The 24,617-nt window shown below is 62.0% G+C and carries 21 protein-coding genes and 1 tRNA gene; 15 read left to right on the top strand and 7 right to left on the bottom strand.

The window, feature by feature from the left end; genetic code table 11:
* Positions 1 to 72: 72 nt before the first annotated feature.
* Entirely contained in the window at positions 73 to 1,281 is a 1,209-nt protein-coding gene (locus tag JYP50_RS08555; RefSeq protein ID WP_206560077.1) for a zinc-dependent metalloprotease family protein, read from the top strand.
* A gap of 136 nt (positions 1,282 to 1,417) precedes the next feature.
* Positions 1,418 to 3,184, top strand: a complete 1,767-nt coding sequence (locus tag JYP50_RS08560) for a SpoIIE family protein phosphatase (RefSeq protein ID WP_206560078.1) — start codon at positions 1,418 to 1,420, stop codon at positions 3,182 to 3,184.
* 5 nt (positions 3,185 to 3,189) lie between these two features.
* On the opposite strand, the gene JYP50_RS08565 is transcribed toward JYP50_RS08560, so the two are convergent.
* The 3 genes from JYP50_RS08565 to JYP50_RS08575 all read right to left on the bottom strand — a co-directional run bounded on the left by JYP50_RS08565 (position 3,190) and on the right by JYP50_RS08575 (position 9,438).
* Entirely contained in the window at positions 3,190 to 6,246 is a 3,057-nt protein-coding gene (locus JYP50_RS08565; RefSeq protein WP_206560079.1) for a YfiR/HmsC family protein, read from the bottom strand.
* Positions 6,247 to 6,566: 320 nt separating this feature from the next.
* Positions 6,567 to 7,016 carry a hypothetical protein gene (locus tag JYP50_RS08570; protein ID WP_206560080.1) on the bottom strand — a complete coding sequence of 150 codons (450 nt, stop codon included), beginning with the start codon at positions 7,014 to 7,016 and terminating at the stop codon, positions 6,567 to 6,569.
* A 232-nt stretch (positions 7,017 to 7,248) separates the two neighbouring features.
* Entirely contained in the window at positions 7,249 to 9,438 is a 2,190-nt protein-coding gene (locus JYP50_RS08575; RefSeq protein WP_206560081.1) for a TonB-dependent receptor, read from the bottom strand.
* 394 nt (positions 9,439 to 9,832) lie between these two features.
* On the opposite strand from JYP50_RS08575, the gene JYP50_RS08580 reads away from it, so the two are divergent.
* The 6 genes from JYP50_RS08580 (at position 9,833) to JYP50_RS08605 (ending at position 15,014) form a co-directional block, all read left to right on the top strand.
* A complete protein-coding gene (locus tag JYP50_RS08580) occupies positions 9,833 to 10,336 on the top strand; it encodes an MOSC domain-containing protein (protein ID WP_206560082.1) in 504 nt (167 codons plus the stop codon).
* Positions 10,337 to 10,816: 480 nt separating this feature from the next.
* Positions 10,817 to 11,086 carry a helix-turn-helix domain-containing protein gene (locus JYP50_RS22245; protein ID WP_431311294.1) on the top strand — a complete coding sequence of 90 codons (270 nt, stop codon included), beginning with the start codon at positions 10,817 to 10,819 and terminating at the stop codon, positions 11,084 to 11,086.
* 5 nt (positions 11,087 to 11,091) lie between these two features.
* A complete protein-coding gene (locus JYP50_RS08590) occupies positions 11,092 to 11,400 on the top strand; it encodes a HipA N-terminal domain-containing protein (RefSeq protein WP_206560084.1) in 309 nt (102 codons plus the stop codon).
* A gap of 2 nt (positions 11,401 to 11,402) precedes the next feature.
* The gene (locus JYP50_RS08595) at positions 11,403 to 12,392 is read left to right on the top strand and encodes a type II toxin-antitoxin system HipA family toxin (RefSeq protein ID WP_206560085.1); all 990 of its coding nucleotides are present in this window, start codon (positions 11,403 to 11,405) and stop codon (positions 12,390 to 12,392) included.
* Between the two features lie 603 nt (positions 12,393 to 12,995).
* Positions 12,996 to 14,273, top strand: coding sequence for an antiviral reverse transcriptase Drt2 (gene drt2, locus JYP50_RS08600; RefSeq protein WP_206560086.1), 1,278 nt, complete (start codon positions 12,996 to 12,998; stop codon positions 14,271 to 14,273).
* 342 nt (positions 14,274 to 14,615) lie between these two features.
* Positions 14,616 to 15,014 carry a hypothetical protein gene (locus JYP50_RS08605; protein WP_206560087.1) on the top strand — a complete coding sequence of 133 codons (399 nt, stop codon included), beginning with the start codon at positions 14,616 to 14,618 and terminating at the stop codon, positions 15,012 to 15,014.
* Between the two features lie 178 nt (positions 15,015 to 15,192).
* Here the strand turns inward: JYP50_RS08605 and JYP50_RS08610 are convergent.
* Positions 15,193 to 15,269 (bottom strand) — tRNA-Arg (locus JYP50_RS08610).
* A gap of 283 nt (positions 15,270 to 15,552) precedes the next feature.
* On the opposite strand from JYP50_RS08610, the gene JYP50_RS08615 reads away from it, so the two are divergent.
* Positions 15,553 to 16,092, top strand: a complete 540-nt coding sequence (locus tag JYP50_RS08615) for a glycine zipper 2TM domain-containing protein (RefSeq protein ID WP_206560088.1) — start codon at positions 15,553 to 15,555, stop codon at positions 16,090 to 16,092.
* Between the two features lie 43 nt (positions 16,093 to 16,135).
* Here JYP50_RS08615 and JYP50_RS08620 read toward each other — a convergent pair whose 3' ends face one another.
* The gene (locus JYP50_RS08620) at positions 16,136 to 16,750 is read right to left on the bottom strand and encodes a DUF4136 domain-containing protein (RefSeq protein WP_241262951.1); all 615 of its coding nucleotides are present in this window, start codon (positions 16,748 to 16,750) and stop codon (positions 16,136 to 16,138) included.
* A 98-nt stretch (positions 16,751 to 16,848) separates the two neighbouring features.
* Positions 16,849 to 17,871 carry a DUF3080 family protein gene (locus JYP50_RS08625; RefSeq protein WP_206560089.1) on the bottom strand — a complete coding sequence of 341 codons (1,023 nt, stop codon included), beginning with the start codon at positions 17,869 to 17,871 and terminating at the stop codon, positions 16,849 to 16,851.
* A 149-nt stretch (positions 17,872 to 18,020) separates the two neighbouring features.
* On the opposite strand from JYP50_RS08625, the gene JYP50_RS08630 reads away from it, so the two are divergent.
* From JYP50_RS08630 to JYP50_RS08650, 5 genes are read left to right on the top strand one after another with little or no spacing between them, the layout of a single operon-like run.
* Positions 18,021 to 18,770 carry an outer membrane lipoprotein-sorting protein gene (locus tag JYP50_RS08630; protein ID WP_206560090.1) on the top strand — a complete coding sequence of 250 codons (750 nt, stop codon included), beginning with the start codon at positions 18,021 to 18,023 and terminating at the stop codon, positions 18,768 to 18,770.
* Positions 18,771 to 18,782: 12 nt separating this feature from the next.
* On the top strand, positions 18,783 to 20,012 hold the full coding sequence (locus JYP50_RS08635) for an ABC transporter permease (RefSeq protein WP_347136748.1): 1,230 nt from the start codon (positions 18,783 to 18,785) through the stop codon (positions 20,010 to 20,012).
* The gene (locus tag JYP50_RS08640; protein ID WP_206560091.1) at positions 20,012 to 21,241 is read left to right on the top strand and encodes an ABC transporter permease; all 1,230 of its coding nucleotides are present in this window, start codon (positions 20,012 to 20,014) and stop codon (positions 21,239 to 21,241) included. Before JYP50_RS08635 ends, JYP50_RS08640 begins: the two co-directional genes overlap by 1 nt.
* A gap of 16 nt (positions 21,242 to 21,257) precedes the next feature.
* A complete protein-coding gene (locus JYP50_RS08645) occupies positions 21,258 to 21,962 on the top strand; it encodes an ATP-binding cassette domain-containing protein (protein ID WP_206560092.1) in 705 nt (234 codons plus the stop codon).
* Positions 21,963 to 23,204 carry a hypothetical protein gene (locus tag JYP50_RS08650; RefSeq protein WP_206560093.1) on the top strand — a complete coding sequence of 414 codons (1,242 nt, stop codon included), beginning with the start codon at positions 21,963 to 21,965 and terminating at the stop codon, positions 23,202 to 23,204.
* On the opposite strand, the gene JYP50_RS08655 is transcribed toward JYP50_RS08650, so the two are convergent.
* A complete protein-coding gene (locus JYP50_RS08655; RefSeq protein ID WP_206560094.1) occupies positions 23,201 to 23,827 on the bottom strand; it encodes a glutathione S-transferase family protein in 627 nt (208 codons plus the stop codon). The two genes, JYP50_RS08650 and JYP50_RS08655, sit on opposite strands and share 4 nt — an antisense overlap.
* Before the next feature lie 132 nt (positions 23,828 to 23,959).
* On the opposite strand from JYP50_RS08655, the gene JYP50_RS08660 reads away from it, so the two are divergent.
* Positions 23,960 to 24,382: a c-type cytochrome gene (locus JYP50_RS08660; RefSeq protein ID WP_206560095.1), complete on the top strand. Its 423-nt coding sequence runs from the start codon at positions 23,960 to 23,962 to the stop codon at positions 24,380 to 24,382.
* Positions 24,383 to 24,617: the final 235 nt, after the last annotated feature.

Genomic DNA, 24,617 nt, shown 5'->3' on the forward strand with positions numbered 1-24,617 from the left:
GCATGCCGTTGTTGTGTATATTGACTTCCTGAGTAGTGGCGGGTGCGTCGGATTCAAGGGTTGCGAGAGACAATGTTAACAAAAGCCATACGCGTGGTTTTCCTCGCCGGTGGGCTCATCCTTTCTGGATGCCGTGTGGAGATGGTCGCCGATACCCAAAGGGGCTGCGTGGCCCTGGATGGGGTGGAAGACTGCCGCGACGCTGTCGCCCTGGAATTTGGTCGGGATGACCGCCATGTGGTGTCTTCCAGCCCGCGCGAGGGCTATCGTTTCACCCATTGGGGGCGCGGGGACAACTACCTGTTCGGGGGGAGTACCGAGCTCTCGCTGGTGATGGACGCCGCCGTGATGGGCGAAGACTTGCCCGACAGGACCTTTTTCCTGGAGCCCAGGTTCGCACCGATTTGCCGCACGGACTATATGGGTGACATTGAAGTCGACTACCCGTACCTTGATTGCAATGGCGAGGAGAGAACCAGGCCGTACTCCTTCACCGACGTTTCGGACGTCGAGGAAACCTACACCATCGATATCCTCTGGTACATCGATAGCAATATCAGCCATATTCGCAATGGCAGCTTCAAGTCGGGCGAGTTTGCGCAGTCGCGTATCAAGCTGCTCAATCGGGTTTTCAGGCAGTCCGGGGTGAAGATCAAGTTTCGCACGGCGGGGATTGTCCCGGTTGAGTTGTCGATTGCCGAATCCCCGTCCTCATTGGATCTCCTGGAGCGGATGAGAGACGGGCGCGCGCCATTTGAATCTCTCCTGGAGCACAAGCAGCTCCATGAGGCGGACTTGGTGCACGCCTTGACCAACTGGAGGGACGGCGATGAATTTTGTGGTCACGCCTACCTGAGTGTTATCGATACCGATGAAAACTATCAGGTGGGCGTGACCCGGTGTCACGAGGATATACGCACGCTCGCACACGAGTTGGGACACAACCTGGGTCTGTCGCATGAGATTGGCACAGGCAATGTGAGTTTGATGCGGTACGGTAAGGCGTTTAAAGGGGAATTGGCCCGAACCATCATGAGTACCGATCCTCATTACGACTATTCAGTGAGTTACTTCTCGTCGCCCAGGCTGACAGTGTTCAGTCCGCTCAATGGGCAACGGACCACCATCGGTACTTCGGACATCGATGCGGTAACAGCACTCAATAAAGTGCGGATGGATTACGCTCGCATTCGGCCGAAGCCCGCCGGCAACGGAGTGAGCGTTGGCGCGATGACGGCCGAGGGCTTTACACCGCACAGAATACCGAAAGCCGTGCACTAGCCGACAGGAGATTTTCCGGGCACCCGTTATGTTGGGGTAGAGCGGGCCAGGGAGGGTACGATAGCCTACACTACGGGCAGGCGATCCCCGGGTAGTGAGATTGATGGTGACGAGCGAACAGGCAGACGAAGATCCCGTGGACCCGTCCAGTGGCCCGGTGTTCCTGGTCGTGGATGACGACCCCATGGTACGCAAGATTGTCACCCGGGGCCTGAGGCAGCTGAATCCGGCCGAGGTGCTGGAGGAGGAAGACGGCCTGGCCGCCCGGGACGTGCTGCGGGAAAGGTCCGTTGACGTTGTCGTCACCGACGTGGTGATGCCCAAGCTGGATGGCCTGGCGCTGATGAAATGGGCCCAGGAACACCGCCCGGGCCCGCTGTGGATCGTGCTGTCCGGCCTCGACACCTTCGACGCCGCGGTGGAGGCGCTGCAACTGGGCGCTTTCGACTACCTGGCCAAGCCGCCGCAAGTGCCCAGGGTGCGTGTGGCCGTGCGCAACGCCCTGGACCAGATTGAACTGGTGCGCGAGCGCAAGCGGCTCTACGCCGAGCTGGAGGAGCGCAATGTGCAGCTGGCGCAAAATGTGGAGCAGCTGCAACAGGTCTGCCGCGTGCTGGAGAGCCAGGCCGCGGTGATTCAGGCGGATTTGGAGCGGGCGGAGACCATTCAGCGCGCGCTGTTGCCGCAGGACCCGCCCGCCATCCCCGGCTGGTGCATCGAAACCCTGTACCGGCCGGGCAGCCGTGTCGGCGGGGACTTCTATGACGCCGTGGTCCTCGACGAGGGGCACCTCGGCCTGGTTATCGCCGATGCGGCGGGGCACGGGGTAGCCGCGGCGATGCTCTCGGTGCTGTTCAAGTTGCGCCTGAAACAATTTGGTAGCACCGGGCGCACCCTGGAGCCCCGGGAGGTGCTGCAGCGCCTCAACCACCGGCTCTACGACATGCTGTCCGCGTCGGGCGCCTTTATCACCGCGGCCTATATCCTGCTGGACCTGCGCACCGGGGAGGGGCGGATCGCCCTGGCGGGCCACCCTCCCTGCCTGCTGGGCTCGGACAACGGCGCGCCGCGAAAACTTGAGCGGACCGGTCCCGCGCTGGGCCTGGAAGCCGACCCGCTCTATGCGCAGCACACGTTCCGCCTGGAGGCCGGTGATCGCCTGATGCTGTACACCGATGGCATTCTCGAGGGCGGGCCGGACTCCCCGGGTACCGATGACCTGGCCGCCGGCATGGCGACGGTGACCGACAGGGCAAAACTGCTGGGCGGGCTGTTTGAGCGGGCGACACGCGGGGTGAGCGGGGATCGCGACGACATCACCCTGCTGTTGATTCAGCGGTGCGACGGGGTCAGCCACTTCGACGACAAGGCGCCCCCGCGACAGCGGCAGGCCGACGAGCCGGTCAGTTACGCACCTGGCGGAGCCACCCCCTGCCTGGAGCGGGGCGCGGTGGAGCGCCACGGTTTTATCGCCGTGGTGGGGGCCGTGACCTGGCTCTACAGCCAGGCGCTGCTGGACACCGCGAACACGCTGCTGGCCGCGAATGACCGCCTCACGCTGGACCTCGCGCGCTGTGAGCGCCTTGACAGTACTTGTCTCGGCACGCTGCATGAGATTGTCACCGCCAACCCGGATGCGCTGGAACTGCAGGGCGTGTCCGGCGCGGTACGCGGACTGTTCGAGGAATTGAGCATGCGCGCGGTACTGGCGCACATTCGCCAGGACGCCAGACCGTTGCCCGAAAACATGGCGCTTATCGATGGCGCGAGCTTGAGCCCGCAACAACAGGGCGCGCGAATCCTCAGCGCGCACGAGGCCCTGGCCGGGCTGAGCGAGGAGAACCGCACGCAGTTTCAGGGGGTGGTGGACTCCCTGCGTTCCGACCTTGCGGGCAAGGACTGAGCGCGTCAGCTTTCCCGCGCCGGGAGCGCGTCGTGCAGGGCCGCTTTCAGCCGCTCCAGGTTGTCCCGCAGCTCGTGCAGCGCGGGCGGGGCCGCCGCCGGATCGCCGGATCGCCCGATTTTTTCCAGCGTCAGCGCCGAGGCCGCGGCGGCTGTGCCGCCGATCAGCTGGGCCGAGCCCTTCAGCGCGTGGGCTGCCCGCTGTAGCTCGGCGGCGGCTTCGTTCGCGACAGCCTCCTCGAGCGTTTTGAGCATTCCCGGGTACTGTTCGAGGAACATGTCCGCCAGCTCATGCAGGAGCTCCTCGTCTCCCTCGAGGTTTCGTAGCGCCCCCCGCCAGTCGAGGCAGGGCGGCTGATCGTCGGCGCCCGGGGGCGCAAGGGCAACATCGGGCCGCCCGGAGCTTGCCAGCACCTCGGCGGCCACCCCCTCGACGGCGCCGAACAGCGCCGCCGCGCGAAAGGGCTTGCTGACAAAGCCATCCGCGCCCGCGGCGAGACTGTTCTCCCGGTCCTCAACCGTGGCCGCGGCGGTCAACGCGACGATGTGCACATGGCGGCCACTGTTCCGCTCCTGTTCGCGGATGGTGCGCGTGGCGGTCAGGCCGTCCATCACCGGCATGTGCTGGTCCATCAGCACCACGTCGAAAGCCTGGCTGGCCACGGCTTCAACGGCTTCCGCGCCGTTGTGGGCCACCTCGACCTGGTGACCGCGCTTGCCCAGGAGTTCCAGCGCGACCTTGCGGTTGATGGGGTTGTCCTCCACCAGCAGGACTTTGCGCGGGATCACCGCGGCGCCCCCGGTTGGGGATGCGCTGTCACCGGCGCGAGTCACGCCCAGGGCGTCGGTCAGTGCGGCCAGCAGGTCGGAATGCTTGACCGGTTTCATCAGCACCCGCGATATATCCAGTTCCCTGCGCCTGGCCTCGCCAATCGCGGTGCCCGCGGAGGTCAGCATCAGGATGCGCAGGGCTTGCCAGTCCGGCCGCTGGCGGATTCGCGCGGCGAGTTCGAAGCCATCGACATCGGGCATCATCACGTCCAGCAAGGCCGCCGCGAATGGGGGGGCGTCCTGTTCGGCGCGCTCGAGAGCGGCCAGCGCGGCCTCCGCGCCCTCGACGACACAGGGGGACATGCCCCAGTTGGTCAGCAATTCCTCGAGAATCCGCCGGTTGGTACGGTTGTCGTCCACCACCAATACGTGCAATCCCCGCAATTCCTCGGGCTGTACCGCTGCCGGCCCGGCCTCGTCCGAAACCCCGAAATCAGCGTCGAAGTAGAACGTGCTGCCCCGGTCCACCTCGCTGCGCACCGACAGCTGGCCTCCCATCAGCTGAACCAGCTGGGCGGAAATGGCCAGGCCCAGCCCGGTGCCCCCAAACCGCCGCGTGGTGCTGGCATCCGCCTGGTCGAAGGCCTGGAAAATCTTCTCTTGCTGCGCTTCGGTAATGCCGATGCCGGTATCGTGTACCTCGAAGCGAATCCGTATCCCCTGTTCGGCGGCGGACACCAGCTGGAGGTCCACGTCAATTTCCCCGGCCTCGGTGAATTTGATGGCGTTGCCCACCAGGTTCACCATCACCTGCCGCAATCGCAGGGGGTCGCCGAGCACCCAGTCCGGGATGTCCGGGGGAACGTGAAAGGTCAGCTCCAGGTCCTTTTCGGTGGCGCGCAGTGCCAGGGTCTGCAGGGTATCGGCGATCACTTCGCCCGGCGAAAAGGGAATGGACTCCAGCTCCAGTCGCCCAACCTCGATTTTCGACAGGTCGAGAATATCGTTGATCAGCCCCAGCAGCGTGTCGGCGGACTTGAGGATTATCGACACGTATTCCCGCTGCTGTCCGGTCAAATCCGTGCCATCCAGCAACTCCGCCATGCCCACCACGCCGTTCATGGGGGTGCGGATCTCGTGGCTCATGGTCGACAGGAAGCGGCTCTTTGCCTCCGTCAACTGCACCAGCTTCTCGTTGGCAACGCCCAGCTCCAGGGTCTTGCCCTCCAGCTGTAGCGCCAGGCGGTGCTTGCCGCGGTAGGCTCGCAGGATAAGCGCGATCAGTATGAGCACCAGCAGCAGGATGGCGCCGATCGCGATCAGGATGAAACGCTGGTTTTTGATAATGCCGAGCTGACTGGTCAGCACCGTATTCTGCTCGGCTATCTCGCGTTCCTTGTCGCCAATCTCTTGCTGCAGGTCTTCAAGCCGCTTCAGGTTCTGCTCGATGCGCTGGGAGTAGCTGTCGATGTAGGCCTCTTTCTCGGCGAGAATGACCTCCTTTTTCTCCAATTCAGCGGCGTTGTCGTCCAGTCGCTCCTGGCTGTCGGTCAGGCGTTGTTGAACGCCGCCCAACTGGCCCTCCAGGCTTGCCAGCTTGCGCTGATTGGCGGCGACTTCGGCGCGCTGGCGCAGAATGGTCTCCTCCTGTTCCGCCAGCAGGCGGCGCTGCTTTTCCAACTCCAGGCGCTGCTCGGCGGCCATGGCCCGGGCCTCCGCCAGCTGGGCCTCGCTCTGCTCGTAAATCTGCGCGATGTCGAGCTTACTGCCGCCGAACAGCAGCAGCTCCCGTGACGGTGTCATGCCGGCCCGGGTGATATTGCCGGCATTGATCTCGAACCCCAGGCGATTCTTGGAGGAGAGTGTGAAATTCACCATGATGTGCGCCCTGTCGCTGGCGCCATCGCTGACGATGAGCGTGTGGCTGTCGCGCAGGGCCTGACCGATGTCGGCGAGATCGCGAACCCGCGACGGCGGCAGCACCAGAATATGCGCCGCGCGCGCACGCTCCAGCGAGTCGTAGACCTCCACCATCACCGGCTTGCCGCGGACCACAAGGTTGCCGCGTTGTTTCTTCAGTGCATCGAGCAGCAGCTGGTCGTAGCCGAAAACACCAAGAATAAACTGGTCGATGGATGCTTCATCCGGCCAGGTAATGTTGTCGAAGACCGCGCCCAGTTGCGTGACCTTGGCGTCCTCAAGGGTAACAACGTCGCGCTGGGCCTGGGCCGGCAGGGTCAATGCCAACAGTATCACGGGCAGAATTCGGGTCAGGCGGGCCAGTGTGCGCAATAGGGAACTCCAGGTGGTGCGGGCACAGTATGAATATAGCAAGATGCTATATATGAGTCTAAACCCGGGGGCCGTCCACGGAGTGGGTCATCTACACCCAATCGAATTGGTGACCCGGTACTGTCGCCTCTGCATTGAGCGGCGCCAGATTAATCTGAGTACCGTATTTGCCAAGCAAACTCGGCACCAAGGCTCCAGCGTATCGGGAGGTTGCCGACAGATCATGTGGCGACTATGGCAAGTTACGCGGGTTGGAACGGGTTCTGACCCCTTTAACCGGGGGAAAGTAACAGGGCTCTGCTTCCTTTTGACTCTTGTGGTCAATTCCCTATTTTAATTGGCTCCCGCATGCTTTTTAGCATCGCCTGCTGTTGCATGAACTCGGTTTTCGCCTTTCGCCGGTGATCGACACACTCAACCCACCGGCTTTCGGTTGGGGGATTCAGGCAATCATCTGGCGGCTTGTATTGCTCCCTGAATGCGTGCAGCAGTTGGTTCTGTTCACGCTGGTGGGCAAGCCTGGCTTCCCGCGCCTGCCGTTCGCGAACAGCCGCGGCATGCTTTCTCTCTGCCTCCGCGCGTTTAGCTAGAGCTTCTGCTCGCTGGCGCTCAGCCTGCTTGGCCGATTCCTGCTCTCTTTGTTCCACAATTTGCCTATTAAGCTGCTCGGCCGTCCACCATGCGACACCGGCGGTTAGGCCCAGCGCGATTCCCCAAAGCACTAGCGTGGCAAGAATGATTCCGAGGGCAATTTGCAAGGCAAGTTTCATGGGGCTGTCTGTGTCAAGAAGCTCGAACGAGTTTAGCAATTGGAAAGCCATGGATAGCCTTCCAGTTTGAAAACTGCGAGCGACTTCAAATATCTCTACCGTCAGACGAGGGGCGGAGCCCTTTGTCCAGAAAAGGGCTGCCCCCTTTTCTTGCAGGCCTTGGCGCAAAAGAGGCCATAGGGAGGCGCAGGCGCGCCCCGCCACTATGGCCAAGCGGGAGTAGGGCGGTGTATCAGAAGAAGCGCTTTCTCAATGTCACGGAGACGGTCCGCGGCTGCTGCGGGATAAAGCCGTCCGGTGTCAGTCCGGGAATGATACGGAATACATCCACTACCGAGTCGTCGTCCAGCAGGTTGTTGACCGACAGCATCGCAGACCAGTCGTTGGCCTCCACTCCCAGCCGCAGGTTGACCAGAGTGTAGGACTCCAGCTCGACGAATAGCGGGTTGTTGGGCCGCAGTTCCGTATTGCGCTCGCTGACGTGATTGACGTCCAGCCCCAGTGTGCCATTGAGGTCGGTGCCGGGGATGGGGCGGCTGTAAAAACCGGATAGGGCCACGGTGGTGCGGGGGATATAGGTGATATCGTCGCCGTCCATTCCGGTGCCGGGAATCGGGTTGTCTTCTGACAGGGCGGCGTCGGTATAGCTGGCGGTGGCGCTCAACTCCAGGCCGGGCAGGGGGCTGTGCGTCAGGTCCAGCTCCAGGCCGTAAATGTCGGCGGCCCCGCCGTTGGCGCGGAAGGGAAACAGCACCGAGGGGTTGTCCGGGTCCTGGGCCTGGTTCTGGATCTGGATGTCGGACCAGTCGATGTAGTAGAGCGAGGCGTTGGCCCGCATCCGGCCGTCGAGCAGGGTGCTCTTCAGTCCCAGCTCGTAGCTGTCCACTGAGTCGGAGCCGAAGCCCGCCGGAATGTTGACGTCGGCCAGGGCGGCGGCGGTCTGGTCGTTGGTGCCGCCGGCGCGGAAGCCCTGGGCCCACTGGCCGAACAGCATGATGTCGTCATTGAAATGGTAGGACAGGTTCAGTTTGCCGATCACGTCGTTTTCACTGAACCCGAGTTGCGGGCCCCGGCCGGCACCGGGCTGGCCGGCAAAATCCTGCAGCGCCGTGGCTACTTCGCCAATCTCGATCTCGAACCAGCGCAGTCCGCCGGTCACGGTAAAGTGCTCACTGAGGTCGTAGCTCAGGTCCATGAAGACCGCGTCTTCGTCGACCTCGGTACTGACGTTGCGATCCAGGGAGAATCCGGCGACTTGTGAAAACTCGCCGGTTACCGGGTCCGAGGGGAAAATCTGGCTTTTGAAATAGCGCTCCTCGCGCTGCGCGAACACCCCGACCAGGGCCTGTAGCGGGCCGTTCCACTCGCTGGCGAAACGCAGTTCATAGCTGTTCACTTCCCGCTCTTTCGGCTGGGTAATGACGGAGTAGGGACCCACCGCCGCGGAGGCATCGCGATTGAACACGGTGTCGCGTTCCAGGCGGGAGACGGTGGCGGTGATCGTACCCTGGTCTGACAAGTATTCGGCGGTGGCGTTGTAGATCCGGGCCTCGTCGGTGAACGGGTTGTTGTTGAGGTCGGCCTGGCGGTTTTTCGGCAGGGCTTGGCCCTCGTAGCCGACGCGGTTGAAGTAGTAGGGGCCATCCGTTTCCATGTCCTGGTTCATGGCCATCAGGTTGAGACGGATGCGGTCGGTGGGCGTGTAGAGCACGCGCACGCGGGCGGAGTGTGTCTGCTCGGCGTTGATCCCGTCGTCGAAGCGGTTGTCGATGAAGCCCTTGTCGTCCAAATACATGCCGGCAACCCGCACCGCCAGCTGGTCTTTGATCAACGGCAGGTTGGCGGCGAACTCGGCCTGGCCGCCCGGGCCGGTGGCGCCCTCGATATTGCGGGCGGTGGCCTGGATGTTGAGTTCGGGCTGGCTCAGGTCGGGGGCCTTGGTCAGGTAGCGGATGGTGCCCGACAGGGAGCTTGAACCAAAAGTGGTGCCCTGGGGGCCCTTGAGCACCTCGACCCGGTCCAGGTCGTAGAGTTTGATGTCGGGCTGCCGGCCGCCGCCGTCCTGGGCGTTCTCGCCGGTGATGATGACCTCGTCCAGGTACAGGCCGACCGTGCCGGCCCCCGTGGCGTTGACGCCGCGGATAATATAGCGTTTGTCGCCCGGCCCCTGGTCGAACACCGCCAGGCCGGGAATCTGGTGGAAGAAGTCGTTGAAGTCGGTGGCGCCCATATCGGCGAGGCGGTCACCGGTCAGCGCCTGCACCGATATCGGGGTGCTCTGCATGCTGGCGGCGCCGCGCTTGGTCGCCGTCACGATGACTTCCTCCAGGCCCTGACTGTGCGCGGCGGCGCTGTGCAGGGTGGCGATTGCGATGGCGGCCGATAACCCTTTCCCGGCACGGGAAGTGGATGAAAAGTTCATGCTGGCGGTCTCCCAGTTGGTTTTATTCGCTCTGCGCGCCGCGGTCGCCACGGCGGGAGGTTTTTCAGCATATACCCGGGAATGATTGTTTCAATGACACAGATCTATAAGTTTTGTTGCTTTAACTGCAAACTAAAGAGTCCTGCTCGGGATCGGTACGGCAAAACCTTGCCGGTGAGCTACGGCTGGAGGGCACAGTGTTGTTGGCAGCGCAGTGACCGCCGCAGAGCAGAGAAGGGCTCTGCCCCGAATGGCACCTACTTAACCGTTGTAGGGCCGAATTTATTCGGCCATGGGTGCCGTGCCATTCGACTCTACCCCCTTTAACAGTAGCTGCAGGAAAAGTTCGATATGCTGGGGCTGTCACCTATTGATGACCCGAGCGAGGAACGACATGAGTGTCCAGCGACAACTCTTCGCACGCTACGCCCGTGATTTGCCGTCCGGCACCCTGACCTGGATTGGCCTGCGCCCGGCACGGCGCGCAGACATGGTGGCCGTTGACGCGGTGCGGGCGCTGGCCTCACTGGGTCTGGAAGGCGATCACCGCTGCGCCAAGACCCCCGGCTCGGGGCGCCAGGTCACGCTCATTTCCGAGGAATTCATCGCGCAGATCGCGCACTTCAGCGGCCGCCCCAGCGTCTTGCCGGCGATGTTGCGCCGCAACCTGGTGGTGCGCGGCATCAACCTCAACGCCTTGCGCCACCAGCGCTTCCGTATTGGCGAGGCCGAGTTTGCGGCCACCGCACTGTGTCACCCCTGCCGGCGAATGGAAGTCGCATTGGGCGAAGGGGGCGTGGCGGCCATGCTGGGCCACGGCGGCCTGTGCGCCAGGGTCGAGCAAAGCGGTGCTATCCGGGTTGGGGATGCGATAGAAGTGATTATCGACGAGTCGTGAGTGTAGTCAGTGCACCTGGGCGTTCGGTTCTGGTTCGCTGCCCTACAAGATGGGTTTTCCCTGGCTGCGCCGGGAGGTGGTTCGTATCGCCGGCTGGCAGCCCTTACTGGCAGGGTTCCCAAGACCTCCGCGGTAACCGGGCTCACTCCCTAACCCATTGATTTACCGTTAGTAATCCAGCGGCAGAGTGCGCAACACTGGATGTCGCCCTAGTGCGCAAGATTGGGCGTCGTTCTGACAAGTGTTAAGTCCGGAAAGCTACTATAATATATATTATGAATCTATTTATTGATAGATATATCTAAAAAGACTCAATTAAGGTCTTTAAATATATTAAACAATATAAAAAATCACAAAAAATAGAAAAATAATTGCTATGGGATATATTTCTGCGTAACGTATATCGTATAGTGACTATATTGAGGCTTTATTCGTAAGAATATATTTAATTGAATGAAGAGCTTAGATGAATTCAGCAAGATGCTGTCGCAGATTAGAGATGAGTACGAGAAAGCGGCTAAGCAAGTAAGCCTGGCGGAGACAGCCGCGAGACTTAGACCAGTTGAAAGCATTGGAGTAATCGTACGAGAGGAAAGGTTGAAGCAGGACCTCACACTCAACGAGTTAAGTGATTTGTCGGGTGTAGCCTATGCCACCCTGAGTAAGCTGGAAAGGGATGAGGTGTCCGTAAGGATAGATACGCTATCCAGGGTGTTATCTGCATTAGGGCTGAAACTGTGGGTAGGGTAGCCCGGGTGCTCTATCAGGGGAGACTTGCCGGCATCCTTGAAGAGGATGAAGAAGGGTTCTCGTTTACCTACGACAGTGAGTATTTGGCCGGTGGCGTACCGATCAGTTATCAGTTAAAGCTCAGAGAAGCCGCATACGAGAGCAAGGACTTAATGCCGTTCTTTGAAAACCTGGTATCAGAAGGTTGGCTAAGAAAGCTGCAATCCCGGCAGCAGAAAATTGATGAGAATGATCGATTTGGATTGCTGTTGGCAAATGGAAGGGACCTTGTTGGCGCTGTGACGGTAGAGCCGCCGCCTGAAAGTGAAGTTTAAAAATGGCCTATTGCAAAATTAGCTTGAAAGAAGTGCCTCGCGGTAGCAAATACGAGGACTATCATGACGCGGCATTCAAGAAGCTATTTGGCAGCTTGAAGGTTTCCCCCGTGCTGCCCTTTTCTCGCAGCGAGTTCAAACAAGATAGCGTTAAATATACGAAAGGGATGTCTATCTCCGGCGTGCACCAGAAGCTCTCTCTAATCATTGATGCCAATGGATATCTTTCGCCAGTCAATCAAGGCGGTGAATTTATTCTTAAACCGAGCCCAGAGGAATTTCCGTTTGCGGCTGAGAATGAGCACGCGGCAATGCTGATTAGTGATTTGCTCGGAATCGATACAGCCCATTGTGGGCTCGTGGCATTCTCGGATGGTGAACTCGCGTACGTCACCAAGCGTTTCGATCGGCTAGCGAACGGTCAAAAGAGGCACCAGGAGGATTTGCTTCAAGGCTTCAATATGCAAAGTGATCGCAAGTACGATAAAAGTTATGAAGAGGCAGGTCGCTTGGTTTTTGAGATGACTGACGGAAAAAAGTCAGTGGTTTCAGACTATTTACGCAGAGTTGTTTATGCCTATTTGATAGGTAATAGCGATTTACATTTGAAAAACTTGAGCCTCCAAAAGAATGAGGATAACAAGACGCACTTCTATGACAAGCTAAGCCCTAACTACGATTGTCTATTCACTGATACTTATGAGAGTCTTGAAGACGCAGGGTTTTTCGCGCTGGACCTGTTCAAAGATGGAGAAACTACAGGGGAATACGACCACTATGGCTATCCTACAGGGTATGATTTTTTAGAACTCTGCCGGCGCTTAGATATCCCGACAACGATCTTCGCAAAGTTTGTCGATTTGATTGTGAAACGAAAGTCTGAAGTCATTGAGATGATCAACAGAAGTTTTATGCCGGAGAAAATGAAGGAAAAAGCGTTGGAGACTGTAGAAGATAGGCTTCGTGTCATGCAAGTGGGGGCATTCGAATAGATTACAAAGGGGTTCTACCCCGTTGCTTCATGGCCGGAGTATTTTCGCTCGTATATTCGAGCTGCAAATCGGCTATTCGGGAAATTACGTCTAACATGTTGTCGGTTCCGGGGCGCTCGTCGAACTAATATTATGAACGTCAGGCTACATTGAGGCCGAGCGGTTGTAAGAAAATTTGCAAGAACAAGGCGGCCAAAATGGCACATATTGACGCGTAGCAGAAGCTGAATATTTGAGCGAGGTCACAAACTCGGTTTATCGAGCGATTTTAGTGGCAGCCAGCTCCATGATTCGCTTAACTTCGTCTCCCCAATCCGGTAGCCTATGAGGGCCTGGTGGCTAGGACGCCAGGGAAAATCACAGGATGTCAAGCCATGCCAGGCCGCCAATACGGCAGCCCGACACGATTGACACCCACGTTGCGATGGTCGTCCTCATGGATACCTCCAATGTGATGCTGACATTATACGTCATTGCTAATAGAAGCGGCGGGGCCCGGGTTTCCTGGGTGAGATGGTGAGATAAGGTCCACTTGGTTAAGCCGGGGGAGGATTACGGACAGCCGCAGTCCTATGCCTTCCCCGGTTTTGCTAGGCTAAATTTATGTCAACGGATGACTGCCAGTGGTACCGCAATCGTAGGTATTTGCATTTTGATCACCCCATTGGAGTGAAAGCCGCGCGTGAACTCGTAACTAATCCGTTGCGCGTCCAGTCTCATTCGTTTTACCCCCTTATTACTTACGAGCTTGATTCGGTTAAGATTTTTAAAGATCGGGCCAGTGGCTTAATCGATAAAAAGATTAAAAAGCGTCCAATCATGTATGCGGCTCACGCGGATAGCCATATATACAGCTACTATGCAGACCTGCTATCAAAAGAGTATGAGGCTGCATTACTGGCCAGCGGCTTGTCTGGGAATATTCTTGCCTTTCGGCCATTGGGAAAGAGCAATATTGACTTTGCTGCGCAGGCATTTAACGACATAAGGCTAATGGGGAACTGCGCAGCAGTTGCGCTTGATGTCACTGCATTTTTTGACAATTTGGATCACGAGATTCTGAAAGATGCGTGGTGCGGCCTGATAGGTGAACCCCGTTTACCTCCAGATCACTATGCTGTTTACAAAGCTATTACCAAGTTTTCAAAAGTCTCCAAGCTGGAAGTATACGATAAGCTCGGAATTTCAACGCATAACCCTAAAAATAATCGCACGCGTATTTGTGAGCCTGCCGAATTTCGCAATGTTGTTCGCGCAGGTGGCTTAATCAGTGCAAACACTGACTCATTTGCAATTCCCCAGGGGTCCCCTATAAGTGCTCTTCTTTCGAATATTTACATGTTCGCGTTTGACGAGTGGTCTGCTGATTTGGCGGCAAGTTTAGGGGGGGAGTACTACCGATACTGTGACGATATTCTGTTTATAGTGCCCGTTAGTGAGAAAGATAGGGTTGCGAACAAGGCGCGTAAAAAGATTCGTCGTCTGGAGCTCGAAATAAACAAGGAAAAAGTTGAGATTCGGACCTTCAAAGTTATTAAGGGGAGGCAGGCATCTGACAAGCCGCTTCAATATCTAGGTTTTACTTATGATGGCGAAAGAATCTTGATACGTTCTGCCGCATTGGCTCGATACTCGGAGAAGATGAAAAGGGGAGTCAAATTTGCCAAAGCGACAATGCGGAAGCGAAATAGACTGCGTGATGCTCGTGGCGAACCAACGAAGCCTTTGTACCGAAAAAACCTCTATCGCTTATATTCGCATACGGGGCGGCGAAACTTTCTCCGCTATGGCTACCGGGCTGCAGAAAAAATGAATTCTCCCGCTATTCGTAAACAGCTAAAGCCTCTTTGGGAGCGCCTACAAGAAGAGATAGAAAGGTAGTCTGGACTGTATTTACCCCTGCAGCGAGACCTGACAATTACGACATTACCAGGGACTGCTCTGAGGGGTTGTAGGCAGGGATGGCAGCCGTTTTGGACGGCTTTCTATTCAGCCGGAAGCTGCTAATAGTTGGGTAGTCCGTATTAGGAGGGACAATGACTGGCGGAACTAAGCGGAAAGGTGGCGGCAGTAGCGATAAGAAGAGGAATACTAAGTACATCGATCATGGCAATAGTCGTGCCGGTGCAAGCGACCCAAGCCATCCAAAGGATGGCCCTAAGAGACCGGGGCCAAAGCTGACGTCTAGTGGTGGTCCCGGCAAGCAGGGAAGCTAGGCCGGGTATGGACCTTCAGACTTACCGGGGATACTACGAGGCGCGATCTGCAACTGCGAGCAATGTGGCTCGCCAGTCGGCCTTCGCGGGTATCGCGCTCGTTTGGATATTTAAGGACCAGGTGGGTCAAGAGTTTGCTCTGCCGATGGGGCTGTTATACCCGACCATCTGCATGATGGTGGGCTTAGCAGCGGACCTTATGCAATACGTCGTCGCGAGTGCTATATGGGGCTTCTATTGTCGCATTAAAGAGAAGGAATTCGATCCAGACCCAAATCCGGAGTTTCGCAATCCGAACTGGATCAATTGGCCTGCGCTGGGCTTGTTTTGGTTGAAGCTTGCGGCAGTACTCGTTGGCTATGTCTTGTTAGTTAAATATGCGATTGGCGCAATTCACTTCAATTGAAACCTTTATGGCGGTGCTGGCTCGCCGTCCCCCGTCTGTAACCACGCGGAGTGGGAGCGGGATATCTGTGGCGCTCTATAGGCTGGTGCAATAGAGTGGTTAGTCCTATAGCTTGGACTTAAATCTCGATTGGGTATCGTTGTTTGCTTTTGATTATGCTGTAATTTTTTGATTTTATTGGCCCGCCCGAGAGGATTCGAACCTCTGACCTTTGCCTCCGGAGGGCAACGCTCTATCCAGCTGAGCTACGGGCGGTTGTCTTGACGTTTGCCCAGCCAAAGCCGGCTGGTGCAAGGGGACGCGCATAATACCTGCCTCGCCGCCCAGCGTCCAGCGCCGCGGCCCTGGGGTCGGGCTTCCCCTTCGCCCAGTCTAACCATGTTCTCCCCCACGCGCGCAACGGTAATTGTTGCGGGAATGCTTCGCCCTGGCCAGACGTCCTAGTAACAGCCGGGGGGCATCTGTGCCGCCATTTAAAAAGCCACATAAAAACAGTGGCTTAGGATTGGCGGCTGGCTATGGAAGAACGGAGTACGACATGAACAAGTCGATGATGACAGGTGCGGTTCTCGGGGTGGCGCTGGCCACCGCTGGCGGTGTGTTTGCGGGTTACAGCTACCTGGACGGCGAGCAGGGGGCCCGGGAGGCCGAGGTGCTGTCAGTGAGCGAGGTGCGCGAGACGGTCGAGGAGCCGCGGCAGGTGTGCCGGGATGTGCAGGTGACCCGGCGCAAGCCGGCGCAGGATGAGCACCAGGTGCTGGGCACCGTGGCCGGGGCGGTCATCGGCGGGGTGCTGGGCAACCAGGTTGGCGGCGGCAACGGCAAGAAGCTGGCCACCGTGGCGGGGGCCGCGGCGGGCGGCTACGCGGGCAACAAGACCCAGGAGAAGATGCAGGCCGGGGATACCTACCAGTCCACGGAGCAGCGCTGCGAGACGGTGGTGGACAGCCGCGAGGTGATCAGCGGTTTCGAGGTCACCTATCGCCTGCAGGGCGAGGAAGGCACGGTGTTGATGGACCGTCACCCGGGTAAAACCATCCCCGTGGTGGACGGGCAACTGGTGCTTGGCGAAGGCTGAGTACAACGCGGCCCGCGGTGATGCCACCGCGGGCCGTTGGCTTTTACTCGGCCGGCGCGGCGCCGGGCGGGAAGGCCTCGAAGATGCGCACCGCGGCGGCGTTCACCACTTCCTGGTTCTTCAGCTGGTCCTTGTCCTTGATGCGGGACTGGATGGTGCCGCGCCACATGGACTTGCGCAGCTCGGGGTCGATCATATCGACGATGAAGTAGCCGTCGGTGTAGTTGCGGGTAACGACTTCGGTGCCGCCGCAACTCCAGCAGCTGTACATGGCGTAGCGGTTGTAGCCGAAGTAGGGGCCGTACATCCCGGGGTCGTTGTAGGTGCGCACGTCGGTTTTGAACTGGGTGACCAGGTGCCAGCTCAGCAGCATGTCGGCCTCGCTGGCGTCATCGACGAATTCAAAGCCCTTGGCCTTGAGGGCGTAGCTCAGGGCGTCGTTCACCCGGTCTTTCTGGAAGTCGCTGAGTACCATCGGGTTGTCGCCGCTGACTTTGCCCAGGCCGGAGTAGAAGGCGATTTTCTTGACGCCGCCAAAGTTGTAGCCTTGCTTGTAATCCACATCGGGCTTGGGCGGGCCGCTGGCACAGGCCGTGAGCAGCAGGCCGGCGGCCAGGGCGATCAGGGCGCGGCCTCGTTGTCGTAACAGCGTCATCATACGGTACTCCTCAACAGGGACGATTGGACGTCGAAAACCCGACATACTGCGCCAGTATAGCCGGAATCGAAAGCGCTGTTGCCCCCCCCTTGGGGTATTCATGCGGGCGCGGCGCCGCCGCAGGGCGCCAGCAGGGTCTGCACCGCCTGTACATGGCGGCGCGGGGCGGCGCTCCAGCCCGCCACCAGGGTGTCGCGCCGATCGCGCCAGCGCTGGTAGCTGTCGGGCAGCGCGCCGGCCAGGGCGGTTTCCAGCGCCCGTATGGGCGGCAGCAGCTGGTACTGGCGGCGGTCCACGGCGGCGGACCAGGGCTGGATGTCGCCCACGAAGAATTTCCTGACCACATTGGGCACGATATCCGCCGCCGCGGGCCGTATGCGCGGCGCGCAGAGCGGGCCCTCGGCGGCCCGGGCGGCAAACAGGCCGTCGGCGGTGGCCAGCCAGCTGGCCTGCATTGCCAGGGCCCGCAGCAGCTCGCCGCCGTCGCCCTTGCCAATCTCGCTCAGCTGCAATTCGAACTGTGCGTTGTCGGCGCTGTAGTCGCCGGCCAGCCAGCGGCGGCTGTCCGCGGCGATGGCTTCCAGAGCGGTGATCACCGCGCTGCTGGTATTGCCGGGGTAGTCGCCCAGCGCGCTGGGGGGGCGCCAGAAGTCGCGGAATTCGGGTCCCGCCAGGGTGGCGAGAAAGATGCGCGCGGGCAGTTGCTGGCGCTTGAGCCGGTGGGCCTGCCGCAGCAGGCCGGCCAGCTCGGCGTTGCCCTTGCCGTCCATGTACTCGATGCAGGCCGGGGCCAGGCGCAGGTATTCCAAATCCAGCAGCAGGCGCTGGGAGGCGCTGGCCATGCGCCCCAGGCTGCTGTTGCGCTTGCCGATGGTGATCTGCACCTCGCAGCCGGTCAGCGCCAGGAAATCGAGGGTATCGAGGCTGGTGCTGGGCAGCTCGATGTGCAGCTCGGCGCGGCGCGGCAGGCGCGGGATGGCGGCGCGTTCGAAACGCGGCCGCTCCACCTCCAGCGGCCGCGCCAGCCGGTCCAGGTAGGTGTCGAAGGCGGCCTCGGGCCCGGGGCGTGTGCAGCCCGCCGCCAGCAGGGCCAGTAGCGGGATCGATAGGAGGTATATCAAGGCGCGATGGTTCATGGGGCATTTATAGCGCAGTTGGGCCGCTCCGGGGCAATCAAATCCGCGTCGCCAGCGATACCGGCCCCGATGGTTTACAGACGCCCGGACTGTGTTACCTTGCCTGCACCACGGTATTTCACCCGGGAGGGCGCATGGCGCTGCGGTTGTTCGTACTGATTCCCCTATTGCTGGCCTGCGCGGCGGCCCGGGCGGCGCCGGCCGCGGAGGACATCATCCGCCGCGCCATCGACCACTACCGCGGCCAGACCTCCTACACCGAGATGACCATGACCATCCACCGCGAGGACTGGGAGCGCAGCATGTCCATGCGCGCCTGGACCGAGGGCGACGAGCGCACCCTGGTGCGGGTCACCGCGCCGCGCAAGGACGCCGGCAACGGCACCCTGTCGGTGGACGGCAATATGTGGACCTACAGCCCGCGTATCAACCGGGTGATCAAGATCCCCTCGTCGATGATGAACCAGAACTGGATGGGCAGCGACTTCTCCAACAAGGACATCAGCAAGGACGCCGACATCGTCGACCAGTACGACCACACCCTGCTGGACACCCGCGAGGAGGGCGGCCACACGGTCTACGTCATCCAGTCCGTGCCCCACGAAGAGGCCGCGGTGGTGTGGGGCCGCGAGGTGCTCACGGTGCGCGACGACTGGGTGCTGCTGGAGCAGCAGTTCCGCGACCAGGACGACGTTCTGGTCAAGACGCTGCGGGCCTTGGAGATCGCCGAGATGTCGGGGCGCACTGTGGCCACGGTGATGCGCATGGCCAGCGAGGAAACGCCGGGTGAGTGGACCGAGTTGCGCACCGGCAGTATCGAATTCGGTGTCGAGATTCAGTCCGGCCTGTTCACCTTGTCCAACCTGCGCAACCCCCGGCAGTGAGGTGAAAAGCCAGTGAATATCAGCGCGCGGCTGGCCTGGCGCAACCTGTGGCGGCACAGCCGCCGCACCTGGCTGACGGTCGGCGCCATGGTGTTTTGCAACGCCCTGCTGGTGTTCCTGATAGCCGTCCAGCTGGATTCCTACCGGATGATGATCGACAACACCCTGGGCGCCTTCACCGGGCACCTGCAGGTGCAGCGTGCCGGCTACCACGAGGACCAGCGCATGCAGCAGACCGTGCCGGCGGTGGCGGCGCTGGCCGATAAGGTGCGGCGGCAACCGGGTGTGAGCGCCGCCGCGGGCCGCGCCATGGCCTACGCCCTGGCCTCCAGCGAGCAGCGCTCCTTCGGCATCCTGGTTACCGGGGTGCAGCCGGACGCCGAGCCCAGCGTGTCCACCTACCCGGGGCTGGTGTCCGCGGGGCGCTACCTCGACGGCAGCGAGGCCGCCGAGATCGTGATCGGCGCGGTGCTGGCGCGCAACCTCAAGCTGGGCCTGGGGGATGAACTGACTTTCCTCGGCAGCGGCCGCGACGGCGGCATCGCGGCGGGGGTGGCGACGGTGGTGGGTATCGTCGACTCCGGTATCGCCGAGGTGGATCGCGGCGTGGCGCAAATCCCCCTGGGCTACTTCCAGCAGACGTTTTTCATGGGCGACAGCGGCCACAGCGTGGTGGCCCGGGTGGACGAACTCGACCACACCGACGCCGTGGTGGCGAGCCTGCGCCGCCAGCTCGCCGCCGATAGCGAGCTGGTGGTGCTGGACTGGGACACCCTGCAGCCGGGCCTGCGGGAGGCGATCCAGACCGACATGATCAGCGCCTGGTTCATGTACGCGGTGCTGATCGTGCTGGTGGCGCTGAGCGTACTCAATACCCAGTTGATGTCGGTGCTGGAGCGCACCCGGGAGTTCGGGGTGATGCTGGCGCTGGGCATGCGGCCCGGGCGCCTGGGGCGGCTGGTGATGCTGGAGACCCTGCTGATGGCGACGCTGGGCCTGGCACTGGGGGCGCTGGTGGGCGCCGCCGTGGTGTACTACTTCAGCGTGTTCGGTTTCAGTTACCCCGGCATGGCGGAGGCGGCGGCCAAATTCAACCTGCCGCCGCGGCTCTATCCCCAGGTCAGTGCGCTGGCGGTGTTCTGGGGGCCGGTGACGGTGTTCGCCGGCGCGCTGCTGGCTTCGCTGTACCCGGCGTTGAAGCTGCTGCGCATGGAGCCGGTGGCGGCGATGAGGGCGGTGTAATGATGTTGCTGCGCGCGGGTATCGGCCGCCTGGCCTGGCGCAATCTGTGGCGCAACCGGCGGCGCACGCTGATCATGCTGCTGGCGGTGGTGGTGGGCGTTTGGGCCATGGTGTTCATGAGCGCGATGATGCGCGGCATGGTCGACGAGATGGTGCGCAACGGCCTCGACCAGCTGCCGGGGGAGGTGCAGATTCACCACCGGGACTACCGCGATGACCCCAGCGTGGTGAACAGTATCGCGCCCCCGGCGGGCGATCTGCTGGCGGCGCTGCAACAGCCGCCGGTCAGCGCCTGGTCGGCCCGGGTGCGGGTGCCGGCGATGGTGTCCAGCGCCCACGGCAGCCGCGGCGTCACCCTGCTGGGGGTGGACCCGGCGGCGGAGCGGGCCCTGGGCTCGGCGCCGCGAACGATGGTCGCGGGGCGTTTTCTCGACGGTGTGGACGACCGCGGCGTGGTGCTGGGCCAGCGCCTGGTGGAGCGGTTGGAAACCGGCCTCGGCAAGCGCGTGGTGATCATGAGCCAGGACCCGGACAACAACGTGGCCGACCGCGGTGTGCGGGTGGTGGGTATCTACAGCGCCCGCCTGCCCGGCGACGAGGAGCGCTTTGTGTACGGCGGCCGGGCCGCGATCCAGGAACTGCTGGGCATCGGCCACCAGGTGTCGGAGGTTGCGGTGATCGGGGATGGCTACCGCGCGGTGGCGCCCTGGGCGGCGCGGGTCGCCGCGGCGGCGCCGGAGCTGGAGGTGCTCAGCTGGCGCCAGCTCGACCCCTTCCTCGACGCCATGCTGACGCTGCAGGACGGCTTTGCCCTGGTGTTCATGGTGGTGGTGTTCCAGGCGCTGTCCTTCGGCCTGGTCAACACCCTGGCGATGGCGGTATTCGAGCGGGTGCGGGAGATCGGCCTGATGCAGGCGCTGGGCATGCGCCCCGGCCTGGTGCTCCAGCAGGTGCTGCTGGAGAGTGTGTTCCTGCTGGGCCTGGGGCTGGCGCTGGGCAATGCGCTGGCCTGGCTGAGCATCAAGCCTCTGGAGTCGGGTATCGATTTGTCGTCGGTGGCCCGGGGCATGGAGATGTTCGCCATGGGCAGCATCCTGTACCCGGCGCTGGACTGGCGCGACATGCTGCTGTCCACCGTGGTGGTGCTGGGCCTGGGCCTGCTGGCCAGCCTGATCCCCGCCTGGCGGGCGGCGCGCCTGGACCCGGTGCGGGCCCTCAACTCCCACTGATCGAGGAAACGAGCAAGTGACTGCCATCAGCTGCCGCGAACTGTGCAAGACCTTCCGCCAGGGGGAGGAACTGATTACCGGCCTGGACCGGGTGAGCCTGGACATCGACTCGGGCAGTTTCGTGTCGCTGTCGGGCCCTTCGGGCTCCGGCAAGACCACCCTGCTCAATGCCATGGGTGGCCTGGATACCCCCGACAGCGGCCAGGTTACGGTGGGCGGCACGCGCATCGACGGTCTCGATCGCGGCGAGCGCGCCGACATGCGCCTGCACAATATCGGTTTTGTGTTCCAGGCCTACAACCTGGTGCCGGTGCTGTCGGCCCAGGAAAACGTCGAGTTCGTGATGCAGGTACAGGGCGTGGCGGCGGCGGAGCGCCAGCGGCGGGCCCGTGAAGTGCTCGACGATGTCGGCCTGGCGGGGATGGAGGGGCGGCTCCCGGGCGAGCTGTCGGGCGGCCAGCAGCAGCGGGTGGCGGTGGCCCGGGCGATCGCCGCGCGGCCCAAACTGGTGCTGGCGGACGAGCCCACAGCCAACCTCGACAGCCACAGTGCGGCGCAGCTGATGGGGCTGTTTGTTGAACTCAACGAACAGCGCGGGGTGACATTCGTCATGTCCACCCACGATACCCGGGTGATGGCTTATGCCCGCCGCCTGATCAGCATGCGCGACGGCCGTATCGTCGAGGACCGGGCCCAGGAACCCCGCCCGATGAACCTGTAGATGCGGCGCTGGCTCTCCTACTGCTTTGGCCTGCTGCCGGTGCTGGCCCGCGCCGCGCTGCCGGGCTACGAGGGCGGCCATCTCAAGGGCCAGGGCCTGCTCGGTCACTACCCCGACGACAGCCTGCTGCGCGACGCCCTGGGGGCCGACACCGCGGACGCCGGCGCCGACTTTCGCCTGCGCCTGGCGGGCGCGGCGGATGGCTGGGATGTGCGCGCCGACTACCAGCTGCTCGGGCGCTGGGGGGATTCGGTGGCCCTGCCCGCCGGCGTGGGCCTGTCCGCCGCGCCGGGAACCCTGCCCGATGACGATACCCGCTGGTGGGACCTCACCGACACTGTCACCGACGGCCCGCGCCACCGGGTCGCGCAGCGCCTGGACCGCCTCAGCGTCGGCTACACCGGCGAGCGCTGGGTGTGGCGGTTGGGCCGCCAGGCGGTGAGCTGGGGCAATGGCCTGATCTTCAACCCGGTGGATGTGTTCAATCCCTTCGACCCGGCGGCGGTGGATACCGAGTACAAGGTGGGGGACGACATGCTCTACGGCCAGTACCTGCTGGACTCGGGCAGCGACTGGCAGGCGGTGCGGGTGCAGCGGCGCGACGCGACGGGGGAGGTGGCGGGCGAGGTCAGCTCCACGGCGCTCAAGTTTCACGGTTTTGGCCTTGAGCGGGAGGTGGACCTGCTGCTGGCGGAGCACTACGGCGAGACCTTGCTCGCGGTGGGCGGCAGCGTGAATGTCGGCGAGGCCGTGGTGCGCGGCGACCTGGTCAGTACCGACAGCGCGGGCGAGTGGGTGACCAGCGCGGTGCTCAACTGGTCCTGGTCGTGGCTGTGGGGCGGCTATAACGTGAGCGCCGTGGCGGAGTACTACTTCAACGGCTTTGGCCTGCGCGAGGACGACTACAGCCTCGCCGCGCTGGCCCCGGACACGGCCCTGGGCGCGCGCCTGGCGCGGGGCGAGCTGTTCACCCTCGGCCGGCACTACGCCGCCGGCTCGCTGCAGGTGGAGCTGACCCCGCTGTTCAACCTGACCCCGGCGCTGTTCGCCAACCTGGGGGACGGCTCCGCCCTGCTGCAAATCGCCGGTCGCTGGGACCCGGCCCAGAACTGGCAGCTGCTGGCCGCGCTCAACCTGCCCCTGGGGCCGGCGGGCACCGAGTACGGGGGCCTGGACGTGCCGCCGCTGGGCAACCTGGCGAGCGGGCCCAGCGCCTTCCTGCAGCTGGGGTTTTACTTCTAGCTGATGCCCAGGGCTTCCTTCGCTCGCGGCAGCCAGGCCTGGATATTGTCGCAGCCCTCGGGCACCGATTCCTTCACCCAGCCGGCGAATTCGATGCTGACCAGCAGGTCGATGTCGGCCAGGCTCACGCTGTCGCCGGCCAGGAAGGGGGAGTCCGCCAGCGCCGCGTCGGCCGCCTTGAAGGCCGGCGCCAGGCGCAGCCTGCCGCGCTCCACCAGCTCGGGAATCTGCGGGATTTCCAGCGGGCCGGGCAGGGCGCGGCCGGCGAAGGCCGGGTTGCCGTTGCGCAGGATCTCGGCGACCGCGCCCAGGCAGGTGTTGAACAGACGGTGATCCCAGCTGAACACCTGGGCCCGCTCCAGGGCGGTGGTGCCCAGCAGCGGTTTTTCCGGGTACTGCTCCTCGAGGTACACGCAGGCGCCGATCACCTCGGTCAGTACCGTGCCGTCATCCAGCACCAGGGCGGGCACCGTGCCCGCGGGATTGACCGCGCGGAACTCCGGCTCCAGTTGTTCTTTGGCCATCAGGTCCACCTGGGTGGTGTCGAGGTGGATACCCTTGTAGTCGATAAACAGCTGCAGGCGCTTGGGATTGGGGGCGGGGTCGAAGGTGAAGAGTTTCATGCGGGGCCTCGGGTGAGTGGTTGCGTGAGCCGGTCATACTAGGCCGAATCCGCACGCCCCGCCAGGGGCCAGTTTTACCCCACTGGATATGTGGCTATAATGCGCGCCTGACTCAAAAAGGAATGATTTGCCATGATGCGTATTGCAGTTCCCCTGGTGGCCCTGCTGGCTGCCGCGGCCGTTTCCGCGGTCGAACTCACCGATAGCCAGCGCGCCGCGATCGAGGAGCGCATCGCGCCGTCCGGCGAGGTCTGTTTGGAAGGCGACAGCAGCTGCGGCGGCCCCGCGGTGGCGGCCTCCTCGGGCCCGCGCTCCGGCCAGGAAGTTTACGACACCGCCTGTATGGCCTGCCACGCCACGGGCGCCGGCGGCGCGCCGGTACTGGGCGACGCGGCGGCCTGGGCGGACCGTATCGCCAAGGGCGCCGACGCGCTGCACAACAGCGGCCTCAACGGCGTACCCGGCACCGGCATGATGGCCAAGGGCGGTTGCATGAACTGCTCCGACGAAGAGGTGCTCGCCGCTGTCGATTACATGGTGGAAAACAGCCAGTAAGCCGGCCGCGCCCCCTGCTATCGAAAGCCGCGGCGGCCCGTGCCCCCGCGGCTTTTTTTATCCCCAAAAACGGGGACCGATACCTATTTCCCGCCCCAATGGAAATAGGTATCCGGCCACTGCTGTCCCACAGTTTGAAATAAAAAAGGCTTAAACCCTGGCTGGTTGATACAATGATTGTGCGACCAAACACTATAAAAACCAGAGGATTTAAGCCTTGGCACATACTAACACA

Source organism: Parahaliea mediterranea (assembly GCF_017255185.1).
In the GTDB taxonomy this organism is placed as follows: domain Bacteria; phylum Pseudomonadota; class Gammaproteobacteria; order Pseudomonadales; family Halieaceae; genus JAFKCZ01.